Source organism: Streptomyces sp. CB02923 (assembly GCF_001905005.1).
GTDB lineage: Bacteria > Actinomycetota > Actinomycetes > Streptomycetales > Streptomycetaceae > Streptomyces.
Map to the genome: position 1 here is coordinate 36926 of NZ_LWKZ01000002.1, position 14996 is coordinate 51921.

Annotated in this window: 17 protein-coding genes; 8 read left to right on the forward strand and 9 right to left on the reverse strand. The window is 73.6% G+C overall.

Annotated features, from left to right (window positions below):
• Positions 1–78 precede the first annotated feature (78 nt).
• Complete coding sequence (locus tag A6A06_RS06470; protein WP_073759958.1) at positions 79–264, forward strand: hypothetical protein; 186 nt, start codon at positions 79–81, stop codon at positions 262–264.
• Between the two features lie 258 nt (positions 265–522).
• On the forward strand, positions 523–2046 hold the full coding sequence (locus tag A6A06_RS06475) for a S8 family peptidase (RefSeq protein WP_073759960.1): 1524 nt from the start codon (positions 523–525) through the stop codon (positions 2044–2046).
• Positions 2047–2115: 69 nt separating this feature from the next.
• Here A6A06_RS06475 and A6A06_RS06480 read toward each other — a convergent pair whose 3' ends face one another.
• From A6A06_RS06480 to A6A06_RS06490, 3 genes are all read right to left on the reverse strand, one after another.
• A complete protein-coding gene (locus A6A06_RS06480) occupies positions 2116–3663 on the reverse strand; it encodes a TIGR03086 family metal-binding protein (RefSeq protein WP_073760241.1) in 1548 nt (515 codons plus the stop codon).
• A 133-nt stretch (positions 3664–3796) separates the two neighbouring features.
• Complete coding sequence (locus A6A06_RS06485) at positions 3797–4504, reverse strand: lysoplasmalogenase (RefSeq protein ID WP_073759962.1); 708 nt, start codon at positions 4502–4504, stop codon at positions 3797–3799.
• Positions 4501–5424, reverse strand: a complete 924-nt coding sequence (locus A6A06_RS06490; protein WP_073760243.1) for a sterol desaturase family protein — start codon at positions 5422–5424, stop codon at positions 4501–4503. The genes A6A06_RS06485 and A6A06_RS06490 overlap by 4 nt, the downstream gene beginning before the upstream one ends.
• A gap of 345 nt (positions 5425–5769) precedes the next feature.
• Here A6A06_RS06490 and A6A06_RS06495 point away from each other — a divergent pair, with 345 nt between their 5' ends.
• The 5 genes from A6A06_RS06495 (at position 5770) to A6A06_RS06515 (ending at position 10638) form a co-directional block, all read left to right on the forward strand.
• A complete protein-coding gene (locus A6A06_RS06495) occupies positions 5770–6801 on the forward strand; it encodes a DEDDh family exonuclease (protein WP_073759963.1) in 1032 nt (343 codons plus the stop codon).
• 63 nt (positions 6802–6864) lie between these two features.
• Entirely contained in the window at positions 6865–7098 is a 234-nt protein-coding gene (locus A6A06_RS06500; RefSeq protein ID WP_073759965.1) for a hypothetical protein, read from the forward strand.
• Between the two features lie 50 nt (positions 7099–7148).
• Positions 7149–8063, forward strand: a complete 915-nt coding sequence (locus A6A06_RS06505) for an SURF1 family cytochrome oxidase biogenesis protein (RefSeq protein WP_073759967.1) — start codon at positions 7149–7151, stop codon at positions 8061–8063.
• 29 nt (positions 8064–8092) lie between these two features.
• Entirely contained in the window at positions 8093–9877 is a 1785-nt protein-coding gene (locus tag A6A06_RS06510) for a glycoside hydrolase family 15 protein (RefSeq protein WP_073759969.1), read from the forward strand.
• Between the two features lie 5 nt (positions 9878–9882).
• A complete protein-coding gene (locus A6A06_RS06515; protein ID WP_073759971.1) occupies positions 9883–10638 on the forward strand; it encodes an SDR family oxidoreductase in 756 nt (251 codons plus the stop codon).
• A 77-nt stretch (positions 10639–10715) separates the two neighbouring features.
• Here A6A06_RS06515 and amaP read toward each other — a convergent pair whose 3' ends face one another.
• The 5 genes from amaP to A6A06_RS06540 all read right to left on the reverse strand — a co-directional run bounded on the left by amaP (position 10716) and on the right by A6A06_RS06540 (position 13212).
• Positions 10716–11321, reverse strand: coding sequence for an alkaline shock response membrane anchor protein AmaP (gene amaP, locus A6A06_RS06520; RefSeq protein WP_073760245.1), 606 nt, complete (start codon positions 11319–11321; stop codon positions 10716–10718).
• 8 nt (positions 11322–11329) lie between these two features.
• On the reverse strand, positions 11330–12043 hold the full coding sequence (locus tag A6A06_RS06525) for a DUF6286 domain-containing protein (protein ID WP_073759973.1): 714 nt from the start codon (positions 12041–12043) through the stop codon (positions 11330–11332).
• The gene (locus tag A6A06_RS06530) at positions 12040–12444 is read right to left on the reverse strand and encodes an Asp23/Gls24 family envelope stress response protein (RefSeq protein WP_073759975.1); all 405 of its coding nucleotides are present in this window, start codon (positions 12442–12444) and stop codon (positions 12040–12042) included. The genes A6A06_RS06525 and A6A06_RS06530 overlap by 4 nt, the downstream gene beginning before the upstream one ends.
• Before the next feature lie 6 nt (positions 12445–12450).
• Positions 12451–12648, reverse strand: a complete 198-nt coding sequence (locus A6A06_RS06535; protein ID WP_073759977.1) for a hypothetical protein — start codon at positions 12646–12648, stop codon at positions 12451–12453.
• Between the two features lie 81 nt (positions 12649–12729).
• Positions 12730–13212 (reverse strand): Asp23/Gls24 family envelope stress response protein, encoded by a 483-nt coding sequence (locus A6A06_RS06540; RefSeq protein WP_030021350.1) that lies wholly within the window; start codon positions 13210–13212, stop codon positions 12730–12732.
• Between the two features lie 193 nt (positions 13213–13405).
• Here A6A06_RS06540 and A6A06_RS06545 point away from each other — a divergent pair, with 193 nt between their 5' ends.
• Positions 13406–14137, forward strand: coding sequence for a hypothetical protein (locus A6A06_RS06545; RefSeq protein WP_073759978.1), 732 nt, complete (start codon positions 13406–13408; stop codon positions 14135–14137).
• A gap of 19 nt (positions 14138–14156) precedes the next feature.
• Here A6A06_RS06545 and A6A06_RS06550 read toward each other — a convergent pair whose 3' ends face one another.
• Entirely contained in the window at positions 14157–14936 is a 780-nt protein-coding gene (locus A6A06_RS06550; protein WP_073759980.1) for an enoyl-CoA hydratase/isomerase family protein, read from the reverse strand.
• Between the last annotated feature and the right edge of the window lie 60 nt (positions 14937–14996).

The following is a 14996-nucleotide window of genomic DNA, read 5'->3' on the forward strand; positions in this document are numbered from 1 at the left end:
GGTCGGTTGGTTGAATTCCGCAGGAAGCACGGGTGCCGGCCGCCACCGCGGCCGGGCCCGTTCGTTGGGCACGGTGTGATGTCCACACCGCACGCCGAGCCCCCCGGGCCGGGCCGCCGCCCGTACGGAACCGTGCGGCTGGCCGCCCCGGTAGCGGCGGCCCCGGCCCCGCGGCGGCCCGCACGGACGGTGCCGGGGCGCTGGTACGGCCACCGGCCGGTGCTGCTGCCGCTGAGCCTGGCGTCGCTGCGGCGCGAGCCCTGAGGCCGTGCCGGGGCCCGCACGGCGTGCGACCCGGCGGCCCGTCCGGTACCCCTGTGGCTGCGTCCGCACCCGTGACTGACGGGATGTCAATCCGCGGCTTGTGACAGGTTTTCTCCCTGATCCATTGATGTTCCGTGGTCGACACGGATAACTTCACGGGGACTTGCCGCGCGTGGGGGCCATTCCCCCGGACGGCGGTATGCACCTGCCCGCGCGCAATCGGCGCGCGGGCGGTCTCACGGATGATGTGGAGTACCCATGGCGCATCCCCGATCCAGACGGGTGCGGGCGCTTGCCGTGCCGCTCGGTCTGGCTCTGACGGCATCCCTCGGCTTCCTGCCGGCCGCGGCCACCGCCGCGTCCCAGGACGCGGCCCCGGCGGCCGCCGCCACCGCTGACGGCCCGCAGCTCTCGTACGTCGTGAACGCCACGCCGGGCCACGCCTCGGTCGGCAAGGTCACAAAGGCGATCAAGGCGGCCGGCGGCAAGGTGATCGTCGCCCACGAGAAGATAGGCGTGATCGTCGTCCACTCGGCGAATCCGCTCTTCGCGGCCACCATACGCAAGGCGCCGGGCGTACAGTCCGCCGGCGCCACCCGTACGACCCCGCTGAAGTCGTCCGCCACCACGGACGTCGGCAAGCCCCAGAAGGTCGAGCGGCTCTCCGCCGACAAGGCGGCCAAGGCGGCCCGCGTGGCCAACGCCGCGGGCGACGACAAGGAGCCGCTGGAGCCCCTCCAGTGGGACATCCCCGCCATCAAGGCGGACCAGGCCGCGAAGATCGACGAGGGCAGCAAGAAGGTCACCGTCGCGGTCATCGACACCGGTGTGGACGACACCCACCCGGACCTGAAGGCCAACTTCGCCGCCAAGCAGTCCGCGAACTGCGTGGGCGGCGTGCCGGACACCTCCCCCGGCGCCTGGCGCCCGTACGACCCGGCCGAGGACTACCACGGCACGCACGTCGCGGGCACCATCGCCGCCGCGCGCAACGGCGTGGGCGTGGCCGGTGTGGCGCCGGGCGTGAAGCTCTCCGCCATCAAGGTCAGCGAGCCCAAGACGAGCCTGTTCTACGCCGAGAGCGTGGTGTGCGCCTTCGTCTTCGCGGCCGACCACGGCGCCAAGGTGACGAACAACAGCTACTACGTCGACCCGTGGATGTTCAACTGCAAGGACGACCTGGACCAGGGCGCCATCGTGGACGCCGTCGGCCGGGCCGCCAAGTACGCCGAGGGCAAGGGCGTGGTGAACGTCGCCGCGGCCGGCAACTCCAACATGGACCTGGCGGCGGCGCAGCTGACCGACACCTCCAGCCCGAACGACTCCACGCCGGTCTCGCGGACGATCGACCCGAAGAAGTGCTGGGACGTCCCGACCCAGCTGCCGGGCACCGTCACGGTGGCCTCGACGGGTGTCAAGGGCCTGAAGTCGTACTTCTCGAACTACGGCAACGGCGTGATCGACGTGGCGGCGCCGGGCGGCGACTCCCGCCAGGTCCCGGACCTGCCCGCCAAGCACGGCGGCATCCTGTCGACCATGCCCGGCGGTGACTACGGCTACCTCCAGGGCACCTCGATGGCCAGCCCGCACGTGGCCGGTGTCGTGGCGCTGCTGAAGAGCACCCACCCCAAGTCCAGCCCGCAGGAGATCCAGTGGCTCCTGAAGATGCAGGCTGACAACCCGGGCTGCCCGGCCGCCGACAAGACGTGCACCGGTACGCAGCACGTCAACGGCCACTACGGCTACGGCATCGTGGACGCGCTGGACGCGGTCAAGGACTGACGCCGCTGCGGGACCGGTGACGGTCCCGGTCAGGGGCCGGGCGGCGTGCCGCCCGGCCCCTGCGCCGTTTCACCTGCCCAGATAGGCCGCGAGCCGGTCCGCGCCGCTCGCCCCCGCCGCCGCGGGCCGCTCCGGGGCGAACGACCCGCCCTCGGTGCGCGGCGCCGCCCCGTAGATGCAGCGGGCCGCTTCCAGCACCTCGCCGGCGACCTCCGGCGCCAGGTCGGTGCCGGTGCCGAGGGCGCGGGCCAGGTCCCAGCCGTGCGCGAGGAGTTCGACCGCGGCCTGCTGCGCGAACAGGGCGCCGGGGGCTTCGTACGGGCCGTACGTACGCTCCGGCATCCCGCTGCCGGTGAAGGCCGCGAGCAGGCCGTCCGCCGATTCCCGGAAGGCGGCGGCGTGGTCGTTGCCCAGGTGATCAGCGTCCGGGTCGGTGCGCGGCGCGTCCCGCGCGATCGAGGTGATCATGAGGTTTTCCCACGTCATGTGGTCGATCAGCTGCCGTACGGTCCAGCCGTCGCACGGTGTGGGCCCGTCCAGCGCCTCTTCCGGTACGGCGTCGACCAGCGCGGTGACGTGCGCGGCCACCCGCTCGTACACGTACAGCGCCCGCCGTGTGTCCGGCGCGGGCGGCAGGACGAGGCCGGGGCCGGGCGCGGGGTGGGCGCGCAGCGCGGCGGCGGTCCAGGCGGCGGCCGCGTCCCAACGGGGCGGCTGCGGGCGGCCGGTGGCGACGCACATCAGCTGCCAGTACCGCTCGATGTGCGGCTCGGCGGCGGCCTCCAGCTGCTCCAGCAGTCCGCGGCGCGCCCCGGCGTCGTCCCGCGCGGGCGGGTCGGCCGTGTCCGCCTGGGTCGGCAGCCAGGCGGCGACCAGTGCGGCCACGACGGGCTCCGCCGCCGCGGAGTCGGCGGCGATCCCGGCCGCGAGGGCCGCCTCGCCGCGCTCGCGCATCAGATGGGCGACGCGCGCCGCGTCCTCGGCGGCCGTCGCGGACGGTGTGGCGGGGGTGGTGCGGGCGCTGTACTCGGCCAGCCGCCGCAGCGCGGCGCGCACCGCGGGGCGCTGGACGTGTTCGGCCAGGTCGATCCAGGCGCCGAGCTGGTCGGGCGCCGGGTCCTCGGGCAGGTCGGGTGCGGCGGCCAGCAGGCCGGCGCGGTAGGCGGGGGCGTCCACGCCGTCGAGGGCGTCCGCGATGAACTCCTCGATGACGCGGCGCCGTTCGGCGGCGGTCAGGCGGGCCAGTCGGTGCACGTCCGGTAGCTCCTCGGCTGCGGTCCCCCGCGCGGCCACCGCCCGCAGCACGGCGCGCCGCAGCCGCAGCGTGCGGATCTGCGCGTCGAGCGCGTCGGCCCAGTGCCGGGCCGAGTCGGCGACGGTGCGTTCGCTGTGCAGTACGGCGCGGATCTCCGCGGTGCCGATGCCGAGTTCGCGCAGGGTGCGCACGGTCTCCAGCCGGGCGGGGGCGTCGGGGCCGTACAGCCGGTAGCCCGCGGGGGTGCGGGCGGCGGGCGGCAGCAGGCCCTCGTCGGACCAGCGCCGGACCGTCTTCACCGGTACTCCGGTGAGCCGGGCCAGCGCGCCGATCGTCAGCAGGCCGCCGCCGTCCTCGTTCATGCCGTCCACTGTCCGGTCTCCCCCGGAGGGAGACTCAAGCCCCCGACTGTTTTCCCTGGTCAGGGCTTGACCAGCTCCTTCATTCCACGGGGTGCGTGGAGGGTGGTGGCCCGCGTGCGGACGTTCCTCGCGCTCAGACAGGCGTACTACGCACCTCACCGTACGCCCGCGTGGTACCGGCGTCCCCGGACCGCCCGCCTGCCGCGTACGTACGCCGTACGCCGTCGGCCACCCCGTACTGGGCCGCCGCATAGGTCAGCATGACCCAGAACTGGGCGGCGGGCGGCTGCTGCCAGTGGGCCAGACCGGTGGCGAGCAGCGTGTCGGAGAGCAGGAAGAACAGCCCGCCGAGGGCTGCCCACGGCCCGAGCCGCAGGGCGCCGAACGCTATCGCGGTGAGCAGCAGGCTGTACGCGGCGACCGGCAGCCGCATGTCCGCCGCCAGGTCCGGCCACAGCAGCGCGACGGTGCCGAGCCAGGCGGCCGCGTACCCGGCGGCGAGCGGCCCGGAGAGCCGGAGCCCGCCCGGGAAGGCGCCGCGCCGGGCGAAGAGCACCAGGTAGCAGACGTGTCCGGCGGCGAAGGAGCCCATGCCGACGAGGAACAGCCCGTCGTCGCCGGTCTGGAGGAGGGTGTCGCCGCCGCAGCCGAGGAGCAGTCCGACGGCGAGCAGCCGGGGCGCGCCGGCGGCCAGCACGCAGGCGGCCAGCACCGGCATCAGCGCGGGTTTGGTCAGGTGGACGACGGGGGTGGCGCCGGCGAGCAGCGCGCCGAGGTGGACGGCGGTCAGCACGGCGAAGGCGCCGAGCAGGACCCGCGCGGTGCGCGCGGCGGTCGTCACGCGACGGGCTCCTTCGCGGGGGCGGTGGTCTTGGCGGCTTCGGTGGCTTTACGCGCCTCGGTCTTCTCCGGAGCCTTGTTCTCCGTGAACCCCGCAGGCTGCCACCCGGGCCCCCGGAACACCCGCCCGGCCCGCTCGCTCCAGCTGTCCGCCGCCCGCACGTCACGCGCGATGGCCGCGTACTCGTGGGTGGCGACCCGGAGCGGGTTGAAGGTGTGGATGTTCTTGGTGAGTCCGTACACGGGCCGTTCCGTCTCCGGGACGAACGAGCGGAAGAGCCGGTCCCAAATGATGAGGATGCCGCCGAAGTTGCGGTCCAGGTAGCCGCCCTGCGAGGCGTGGTGCACCCGGTGGTGGGAGGGCGTGTTCAGGACGTACTCGAAGGGCCTGGGCAGCTTGCCGACGCGCTCGGTGTGCACCCAGAACTGGTAGACGAGGTTGGCCCCCGAGCAGAACGCGACCGCGGCCGGGTGCACGCCGAGCGCGATCATCGGCACGTAGAACGGCCAGACGGTCCAGGTCGTCCAGGGCTGGCGCAGCGCGGTGGTGAAGTTGAACTTCTCGCTGGAGTGGTGCACGACGTGGCACGCCCACAGGACGCGGATGACGTGGTGCCCGCGGTGCGACCAGTAGTAGAAGAAGTCCTGGGCGAGCAGCATCAGCGGCAGCGTCCACCACAGGACGGGCACCCGCAGTGGCGTCAGCGTGTAGACGGCCGAGTAGACGGCGACGATCGGGATCTTCCACAGCGCGTCGAAGACCAGGCTGCCCAGTCCCATACCGACGCTCGTCGCCGCGTCCCTGGCCTCGTACCCGGCGGAGTCCTCGTCGGGATGGAGGCGGTAGCTCACCATCTCCACCACGGTGAGCAGGACGAAAGCGGGCACGGACCACAGCACGACATCGGGCAGGTGCGGCATGTCCCGCACCATAGAGGCGCCGACGGGGCCCTCGCTAGGGGTTGTTACCGATAAGTATGTAAGAAGGAGTGTCAGCGACGGGCGCATTCCGGTCCGTCCACCTCCTCGTCGAACCGGACCTTTGTGACGTAACGCCACAGGAAGGGCGAGGGTGCCGGCATGCCACGGGAGAGGGCCGCGCGCCACCGCGTGCCCCCTTCCCCCGTTCGGGGACCAACGGGCCGCGGCCCGCGCACCGTTCGCGCACGTCGGAGCCTGCCCGCACGGTCACGGACGCTGCCGGGGAGACGGACGGTACGGGGAGGGCGGTGGCGCTGTCAGTGGTGGCCCGTATCCTCAGTGACCATGCTCGAAGACCGTATGGCAGCAGCCCGCCCGATCACCCCGGCGATCGGGCAGCAGCCGTCCCCTCCGGAGGCGGCCGCCTCCTGGCCGGACGCGTATCCGCAGGGGTACGCGGTCGTCGACGTCGAGACCACCGGCCTGGCCCGCGACGACCGGATAGTCTCCGCCGCCGTGTACCGGCTCGACACCCACGGCGAGGTCGAGGACCACTGGTACACCCTGGTCAACCCGGAGCGGGACCCGGGCCCGGTGTGGATCCACGGTCTGACGAGCGACGTGCTCGCCACCGCCCCGCTCTTCCCGGAGATCGTCCCCGAGCTGTCGAAGCGGCTGGAGGGACGCGTCCTGGTCGCCCACAACGCGATGTTCGACTGGTCGATGATCGCCCGGGAGTACGCCCGCGCCGAGGCCGAGGCGCCCGTACGGCAGCGGCTGTGCACGATCGCGCTCTCCAAGGAGCTGCGGCTGCCGCTGCCCAACCACAAGCTGGAGTCCCTCGCCGCGCACTACGGCGTCACCCAGGAGCACGCCCACCACGCGCTCGACGACGCCCGGGTGCTGGCGGAGGCGTTCCGCCCCAGTCTGCGGCTGGCCGCGCAGGCCAACCTGCGGCTGCCGCTGCTGGCCTGCCAGCCGCTCACGGAATGGGCGGACTCCCCCGCGGCGCCCCGGCAGCGGACGGCCGCGGCCTCCTACCGGCCCACCAGCTGGCGCCCGGCGCGCAAGCGGCCCGCCTGCCCGTACCCGAACCCGGGACGCTACGAGCCGGGCACCCGGCTGGTGCAGGGCATGCGGGTGGCGTTCTCCGGCGACACCTCCGTCGACCGCGACCTGCTGGAGGACCGCGCCATCGAGGCCGGCCTGCACGTCGCCACCAGCGTCTCCCGGCTGACCAGCCTGCTGGTCACCAACGACCCCGGGTCGCGGACGTCCAAGACCGCCAAGGCCGCCTCCTTCGGCACGCCGGTGATCGACGAGGCGGCCTTCATGCAGCTCCTCCAGGACGTGGCCCCGGCGCCCGCGTCCGGGTGAAGCCCCACAACACGCCCGGCGCAGGCTCGCCCCGCCGCCCGCCCCGCCCGCAGGCTGTGGCGCATGGCACGTTGTGAGGTCTGCGGAAACGAATACGGCATGACGTTCGAGGTGCGCGCGCAGGGCGCGGTGCACGTCTTCGACTGCTTCTCCTGCGCCATCCACCGCATGGCGCCGATCTGCGAGCACTGCCGGTGCCAGATCATCGGCCAGGGCGTGGAGGCCGCCGGACGGTGGTTCTGCGGCGCCCACTGCGCCCGCGCGGAGGGGCAGGCGGGCATCGTCGACAGGGTCTGAGGCGGACCCCGCCGCCGGGGGCCCGGACGCCGGAGTTGTACCTTCGTGGGGTGTACCGCTTCCTGTTGTCCCGGCAGTGGGTGATCCTCACCCTCGTGGGCCTCGTCCTGATCCCAGTGATGATCAAGCTGGGCTTCTGGCAGTACCACCGCCACGAACACCGGGTCGCGCAGAACCAGCTCATCGCGGACAGCCTCGCCGCCACCCCGGTGCCGGTCACCGACCTGACCGCGCCCGGCCGCCCGCTCCCCCGCGACGACATGTGGCGCCGGGTCACCGCCACCGGCACGTACGACGCGCGGCACGAGGTCGTGGTCCGCCAGCGCACCGCCGCCGACGAGCAGACCATCGGCTACTACGTACTGACCCCGCTGGTACTGGACCAGGGGCCGCGCAAGGGCGCCACCGTCCTGGTCAACCGCGGCTGGATCGCCGCGGGCAACGACCTCACCCGCTTCCCCGAGGTGCCCGCCGCGCCCCAGGGACAGGTCACCGTCACCGGCCGGATGATGGCGGACGAGACCACCGAGGGCAGCGGCATCAAGGACAAGCGCGGCCTGCCGGAGCGCCAGGTCATGCTGATCAACAGCGAGCGGCAGGCCGAGGCCCTGCACCGGCCGGTGCTCGGCGGCTACATCGAGCAGACCGCCCCGAGGCCCGCCGACGGCAAGCCCGAACTGGTGCCCGAGCCGGACCACGACAGCATCGGCCCGCACATGGCGTACGCGGTCCAGTGGTGGCTGTTCGCCGCGGCCGTGCCCGTCGGCTGGTTCGTCCTGGCCCGCCGGGAGCGCAAGGACCGGCTCGCCGCCGCGGACAGCGCCGGGGCCGCGGGCGACGGCGGCGGCGGTGACAAAGGCAGCGGCGAAGGCGAAGGCCGCCAAGGTGGTGGCGGCGAAGGCGCCGACAGCGCCGAATCCGCGCCCGCCGAGCCGTTGAGCCGTACAGTCGCCAGCACCGAATAGCCGCCGGCCGCTGACGGAAGGGGCGCCGCGTGCACGCACCCATCGAGGACTACGCGCTCATCGGTGACCTGCAGACCGCCGCCCTGGTCGGCCGGGACGGCTCCGTCGACTGGCTGTGCCTGCCCCGCTTCGACTCCGCCGCCTGCTTCGCCGCACTGCTCGGCGACCGGGAGAACGGGCACTGGCTGCTCGCCCCCGCCGACCCGGACGCCCGTCCCGAACGCTCCTACCGCGGCGACTCCCTCGTCCTGGACACCGTCTGGCACACCCCCACCGGCTCGGTGAAGGTCACCGACTTCATGCCGCAGCGCGACCACGCGCCCGACGTCGTCCGCATCGTGGAGGGCCTGGAGGGCGACGTCGCGATGCAGGGCGTACTGCGGCTGCGCTTCGACTACGGCCTGGTCGTGCCCTGGGTGCGGCACGTCGGCCGGTGCCGTGTCGCGGTGGCCGGGCCGGACTCCGCGTGGCTGCGCACCGAACCCGAGGTCACGACGTACGGGGAGGGGTTCAGCACCCGCTCGGACTTCGGCGTCGCCGCCGGGGAGCGGGTGGCGTTCATCCTGACCTGGCACCCCTCGCACGAGGCACGCCCGGCCGAGATCGATCCGTACGAGGCGCTGGAGCACACCCTGGAGGACTGGCAGGCGTGGGCGGCGCACTGCCGCTACGACGGTCCGTACCGGGCCGAGGTGCTGCGCTCCCTGATCACGCTCAAGGCCCTGACCTTCGCACCGACCGGCGGCATCGTCGCGGCACCCACCACCTCACTGCCCGAGGAACTGGGCGGCGTACGCAACTGGGACTACCGCTTCTGCTGGCTGCGCGACGCCACCTTGACCCTCAACTCGCTGGTCACCGCCGGATACACCGAGGAGGCGGCGGCCTGGCGGGACTGGCTGCTGCGCGCGGTGGCGGGCAACCCCGCCGACCTCCAGATCATGTACGGCCTGGGCGGCGAGCGGCGGCTGCCGGAGGCCGAGCTGCCCTGGCTCGGCGGCTACGCCGGCTCCACCCCCGTACGCATCGGCAACGCCGCCGTCGAGCAGCGGCAGCTCGACGTCTACGGCGGGGTGCTGGACTCCTTCCACATCGCGCGCGTCGCGGGCCTGCCGTCCAAGCCGCACGCCTGGAACATCCAGCGCTCGCTGCTGGACTTCCTGGAGTCCCACTGGCGCGAGCCGGACGAGGGGCTGTGGGAGGTCCGCGGGCCCCGCCGGCACTTCGTCCACTCCAAGATCATGGCGTGGGTCGCCGCCGACCGCGCCGTCAAGGCGGCCGAGTCCCGCCCCGAGCTGGAGGGGGACGTCGCACGCTGGCGCGCGATGCGCGACGAGGTGCACCGCGAGGTGTGCGAGAAGGGATACGACGCCGAGCGCAACACCTTCACCCAGTCCTACGGCTCGGACCTGCTGGACGCGGCGACGCTGCTGATCCCGCGCCTCGGCTTCCTGCCCGCGGACGATCCGCGGGTCGTCGGCACGGTCGACGCGGTCCGCGAGGAGCTGACACACGGCGGCCTGATACGGCGTTACAGCACCGCCGCCGACACCGTGGACGGGCTGCCGGGCGGCGAGGGCACCTTCCTGGTCTGCTCGTTCTGGCTGGCCGAGGCCCTGCACCTGACCGGCCGGCCGGAAGAGGCCCACAAGCTGTTCGACCGGCTGCTGGAGCTGCCCAACGACCTGGGGCTGCTGGCCGAGGAGTACGACCCGGTCGCCGGCCGCCAGCTGGGCAACTTCCCCCAGGCGTTCAGCCACATCGGCCTGATCGGTACCGCCTTCACCATGTTCGGGTGCGACGGGGCAGACTGACCCCCATGGATCTAGGACTCACCGACCGGACCTACATCGTCACCGGCGCCACCCGCGGCCTCGGCTTCGCCACCGCGCGGGAACTGACCGCCGACGGCGCGAACGTCGTCCTCAGCGGCCGCAGCGAGGAGAGCGCGCGGGCCGCCGCGGCCTCGCTCGGCGACCGCGCGCACGGCGTCGCGGCCGACAACGCCGACCCCGCCGCCGCCACGCGCCTGGTCGACACGGCCCGCGAACGCTTCGGCCGCCTGGACGGCATCCTCATCAGCGTCGGCGGCCCGCCCCCGGGAACGCCCACCGGCAACACCGACGACCAGTGGCAGGCGGCGTTCGAGTCGGTCTTCCTCGGCGCGGTACGGCTCGCCCGCACGGCGTCCGCCGCACTCGGCGACGACGGCGCGATCGGCTTCGTCCTGTCCGGCTCGGTCCACGAGCCCATCGACGGCCTGGCCATCTCCAACGGCCTGCGCCCCGGCCTCGCGGGCTACGCCAAGGCCCTCGCCGACGAACTGGGCCCACGCGGCATCCGCGTCTTCGGCGTCCTGCCGGGCCGGATCGCCACGGACCGCATGACACAGCTGGACGCCCTCTCCGGGGACCCGGAAGAATCCCGCGCCCGCAACAGCGCAACCATCCCCCTCCGCCGCTACGGCAAACCAGAAGAATTCGGCCGAACCACCGCATTCCTGCTGTCCCCGGCAGCTTCGTACGTGACCGGGGTGATGGTGCCGGTGGACGGGGGGAAGCGGCGGGGGTTTTGAGGGTGGGGTGGGGGGGTGAGCTCTGCTCTTACAAAGCAGATGTCACCGGGTCCCGCCCGCTGCCCCCCACCCAGTGCCTAACTCACCCGCTCCGCCCGGTGCTTGACCGCTCGTAGTCGTACCTCGGTGGGCAGTCGTTTCAGGCCGGCCGAGAGGCGTGCGTGGGTTACCGCCTCCGATGAGAGGCGGGCGATCACGGCGCAGGGCTCCGCGTGTGGGGCGAGTGCCAGGCCGGCCCGTACGCGCGGTTCCGTGCGGCGGCCGGTCAGGGCCACCCTGGCCCGGTCGACGCCCTCCAGGGACTCGGACTCGGCCGTCAGTACGCTCTCCAGTGCCCGGCCGCGCAGCTGGGCGCCCTCGCCGTCGCCGCTGTCGACCAGGATCTCCCGCAGCCGGTGCCGCCGGAGCTGGGACAGCAGCCACCACAGCGCCAGCAGCACGAGCACGGCCAGGGCCGCGATGACCACCGGCCACCACCAGCCGCGGTCCGTCCAGCGCGTCCGGTCGGTGTCGCGCAGCAGGACGTCGTCGGGCCGTGTCCAGCGCCCGCCGGACGGCGTGCCGAAGCCCCACTTGTCCGGCAGGTCGAAGCCGCCGAGCAGCACCGTGCCGCCGACGCCGATCAGGACCAGGCCGGTCAGGCCCAGCAGCACCCGGTTGACCGTTCGCAGGACCTTGCGCATCGCCGTGATCACCTCTTCGCCGAGCGGCGCACCCGTACGGACAGCGTGAGCCGCCGGGCGAGGCCCAGCTGCCGCAGTCCGTCGCCGAGTGCCGTGTCCAGGTCGCGCCGTACCTCGTCCAGTTCGCGGAAGTGCGAGACCGCGCGCGCCTTGGCCCTGCGGCGGCCGACGGCGACCCGTACGGACTGCACGCCCGGCACCTCCACGGCCCGGTCGCGCAGGACCAGTGCGGCCGCCGCGCGGTCCAGGCCGCCGCGGACGTCCGCAGACGTGCGCCGCATCGGCAGCACACCACGCAGGCCGGGCGTCAGCGCCAGCACCAGCAGCCAGAGGCCGAGGGCCACGGCCACCGCGGCGCCCGTGAGCACCCACACGTCGTCCAGGTGACGGGAGGCCAGCTCCGAGGCGAGGCGCTTGCGCCAGGCCATCGCGGGGCGGTCGGCGCGCACCGCGGCCACGTCGTAGAGAAGCAGTCCCGCGGCGCCGAGCACGACGAGCGCGACCAGCGCGGACGGCACCCGCCGAGCCGCCCAGAAGCGGTGGGCGCGCCCGCCGCCGGTCTCTTCGCACGGCGGCTGCCCGGTGTCCGCCGGGCCGGTCTGCCCGTCCGGTGGGGCGGCGCCGGTGGGCCCGGCGCCGGGCGCGTCCGCCGTGGCGCCCGCCGTCTTGTCGAGGGTGGGCAGCCGCCGGGTGTTCCGCTGATCGGGATCGTCGTCGTTCATCGCACCCTCTCCCGGCCCGCCCGCTCCGTCTGGGGTGAGTGCAGCCGCTCGATCTGGACGGCGACCTCGGGCACCGACATGCCGGCCAGTTCCCGTACCCGCCGCGTCACCTGCCGCCGTACGGCGCCGCACTGGGCGCCGATGTCGGAGGGGTAGCCCAGTTCCACGGCCACCCGTACCCGGGCTTCGCCGAAGTCCCGGCGCCCGTCGCGCCGGCGTACCGTCACCGACGCGTGGGCGGCGCTGCGACCGGTGGAGGCGTCGCGCAGGGCCTCGCGCGCGGCCTGCGCGGCGATCTTGGCCACGACCCGGTCCGCGATTTTCGTGGCGCCCCGTTCACCGGCCGGTACGGCCGGTTGGGCGGCGCCGGGTGCCGCGGCCGCGGGGGACACGGTCGCCACCGGGCGTCACCTCCGCCGGTCGTCGCGGTCGCCCGTACGCGTCCGGAAGAACTCTCCGGGCTCCAGGTCGCCGTCCACGAATTTCCCGACGATGAATCCGATGGCGCCCAGTGCCGCCACCAGGACGAAGGCTCCGAAACCGCCGAAGTATCCGGCGAAGCCCAGCGCCATTCCGGCCAACAGACCGATCACGGCCATGCTCATGTACGCGCTTCCCTTCGCTACCACCCCGGCCGGGTCCTGCGGAGCGAAGCCCCGGCGCGTTTGTCTGGAAAACCGCCCCGCCTACTGGAGGCGCGGTTCCTCGTCGTCCTCGTCCTCTTCGTCGTCGGGCAGTTTCACGTCGCTCACCGCGATGTTGACCTCGACGACCTCCAGGCCCGTCATCCGCTCCACGGCGGAGATGACGTTCTCCCGTACGGCCCTGGCGAGATCCGCGATGGAGACGCCGTACTCGACGACGATCTCCAGGTCCAGCGCGGTCTGCACCTCGCCGACCTCGGCCTTGACGCCGCGGGTCACCGACTTGCTGCCGCCGGGCACCCGGTCGCGCACCGCGCCGAGCGTGCGGGCGAAGCCGCTGCCCATGGCGTGTACGCCCATCACGTCGCGGGCGGCCATTCCGGCGATCTTCTCCACGACGCCGTCGGCGATGGTCGTACGCCCGCGGGTCGCGGGGTCGCCGCCGCCCCGTTTGGTCCCCAGCGTCTTGCCCTGCGAGTCGCCGGTCCGCGGCTCGGGCCGGTTGCCTTGTGCGCTCTCGGTCATCGCCGATCGTCCCTTTCCGAGGGGGCGGAGCTCGAAGCCGCTCCGTTTTTCCACAGTAAGTCGGCTTCCCCCGGTCCGCTGCGGGGATGCGGCAGCGGGGTGGACCGGATACCGCCATTCGGGTACGTGGCCCTGCCGCCCGGCCGGGTGTGCGGCAAGGTGGAGGGACTGTTCGGGAAAGAGGTGACGGCCGGTGGCCGGTGACCAGTTGGTGACAGCGGTACGGCGGCAGCTCGGACTGGGCCGGCTGCTGCCGCTCGGCGGTCCGGCGGACGGGGCGTGGATCGCCGAACGGGCGGCCGCCGGAGTGCTGCGGGAGACCGGGGACACGCTGCCGGGGCTCCGCGTCGGTACGCTCCGGCTGTCCCTGGCGGACGCGGATGCCGCGCCGGAGCCATCGGTCCCGGCGCCGCCGAGCGCGCTGCCGCCGGGCCCCCTGCTGGTCGAGGCGGACTTCGCGGCCACGGCCGGACGCCCCGTCCCGGCCTCCGCCGACCTGCTCCGGAAGGCGCTGCTGACGTGTGCGGCGGATCGGCTGGGTCTGGAGGTGGCCGCCGTCGACCTGCGGGTCACCGACCTGCTGGAGGAGGACGAAGGCGGAGAGGGCGGCCGGAGCGGGGGTGGCGGGACGGCGTCGTCCGGCGCGGCGGGCGGGGGCGGGTCCACCGCCGAGGATGCCGGTCCCCTGGAGACGGCCGTGCTGCGCGTACCGGGGGTGGTCCGGCTCGTACCGGCTCTGGGGGCGCTGTCCCGGCCGGTGCGCGAGGACGACGGGCACGTACTGGTGCAGTTGGCCGTCGCGCCGGACCGGCGCGCGCTGGACGTGGCGCGGGCGGTGCGCGGCGCGGTCGAGGAGGCGGCGGGCGGGGAGCGGCCCACGGTCGCAGTGCTCGTCGCCGCCCTGGAAGCGCCGGCCGCCTCCTGAACGGCGCGGGGCTGCGGGGTTACTCGCCCAGGCCCGCCAGGTCGCGCAGGCGGCGTGCCTGTGCGGCGCGCTCAGCGGCCCGCTGCTCCTCGTACGTACGGGAAGCGGCGCCCATCAGCAGGGCCTTGGTCTCGATGACGGCGTCACGCGGCGCGGCGACGAGGGCTCCTGCCAGGTCGGCGACGGCGCCGTCCAGATCGGCGGCGGGCACGACGAGGTTGGCCAGGCCGATGCGCTCGGCCTCGTCGGCGTGCACGAAGCGGCCCGTGGCGCAGATCTCCAGCGCGCGAGCGTAGCCGACCAGGGAGACCAGGGGGTGGGTGCCGGTCAGGTCCGGCACCAGACCGAGGCTCGTCTCACGCATCGCGAACTGCGCGTCGTCGGCGCACACCCGCAGGTCGCAGGCGAGCGCGAGCTGGAAGCCCGCGCCGATCGCATGGCCCTGGACGGCCGCGATGGACACCACGTCGTTACGCCGCCACCAGGTGAACGCTTCCTGGTACTCGGCGATCGTGGCGTCCAGTTCACTGTCCGGACCGCGTGCCATGTCCAGGAAGGACGGTTCGCCGTCGAAGCCTTCGGGCGTGAACGCCTGCCGGTCCAGGCCGGCGGAGAAGGACTTGCCCTCGCCGCGCAGCACCACGATCCGGACGTCTCCCGGCACCAGTGATCCGGCCTCGGCCAGCGCCCGCCACATGGCGGGCGACTGCGCGTTGCGTTTGGCCGGTCCGGCGAGGGTCACCGTGGCGATCACGTCGTCCACGGTGAGCCGCACACCGTCCTTGTCGAGCAGAGTCATGGGGCGCCTCCGAGTCAGCCGACCGCACTTGCGTGCTTAAGTGACTGAACAGTAACCACC

Bases quoted from the DNA above. Each gene is read 5' to 3' on its own strand.
- A6A06_RS06470 (WP_073759958.1), top strand. From the start codon at position 79: ATGTCCACACCGCACGCCGAGCCCCCCGGGCCGGGCCGCCGCCCGTAC.
- A6A06_RS06475 (WP_073759960.1), top strand. From the start codon at position 523: ATGGCGCATCCCCGATCCAGACGGGTGCGGGCGCTTGCCGTGCCGCTC.
- A6A06_RS06480 (WP_073760241.1), bottom strand. From the start codon at position 3,663: ATGAACGAGGACGGCGGCGGCCTGCTGACGATCGGCGCGCTGGCCCGG.
- A6A06_RS06490 (WP_073760243.1), bottom strand. From the start codon at position 5,424: ATGCCGCACCTGCCCGATGTCGTGCTGTGGTCCGTGCCCGCTTTCGTC.
- A6A06_RS06495 (WP_073759963.1), top strand. From the start codon at position 5,770: ATGCTCGAAGACCGTATGGCAGCAGCCCGCCCGATCACCCCGGCGATC.
- A6A06_RS06500 (WP_073759965.1), top strand. From the start codon at position 6,865: ATGGCACGTTGTGAGGTCTGCGGAAACGAATACGGCATGACGTTCGAG.
- A6A06_RS06515 (WP_073759971.1), top strand. From the start codon at position 9,883: ATGGATCTAGGACTCACCGACCGGACCTACATCGTCACCGGCGCCACC.
- amaP (WP_073760245.1), bottom strand. From the start codon at position 11,321: ATGCGCAAGGTCCTGCGAACGGTCAACCGGGTGCTGCTGGGCCTGACC.
- A6A06_RS06525 (WP_073759973.1), bottom strand. From the start codon at position 12,043: ATGAACGACGACGATCCCGATCAGCGGAACACCCGGCGGCTGCCCACC.
- A6A06_RS06535 (WP_073759977.1), bottom strand. From the start codon at position 12,648: ATGAGCATGGCCGTGATCGGTCTGTTGGCCGGAATGGCGCTGGGCTTC.
- A6A06_RS06540 (WP_030021350.1), bottom strand. From the start codon at position 13,212: ATGACCGAGAGCGCACAAGGCAACCGGCCCGAGCCGCGGACCGGCGAC.
- A6A06_RS06550 (WP_073759980.1), bottom strand. From the start codon at position 14,936: ATGACTCTGCTCGACAAGGACGGTGTGCGGCTCACCGTGGACGACGTG.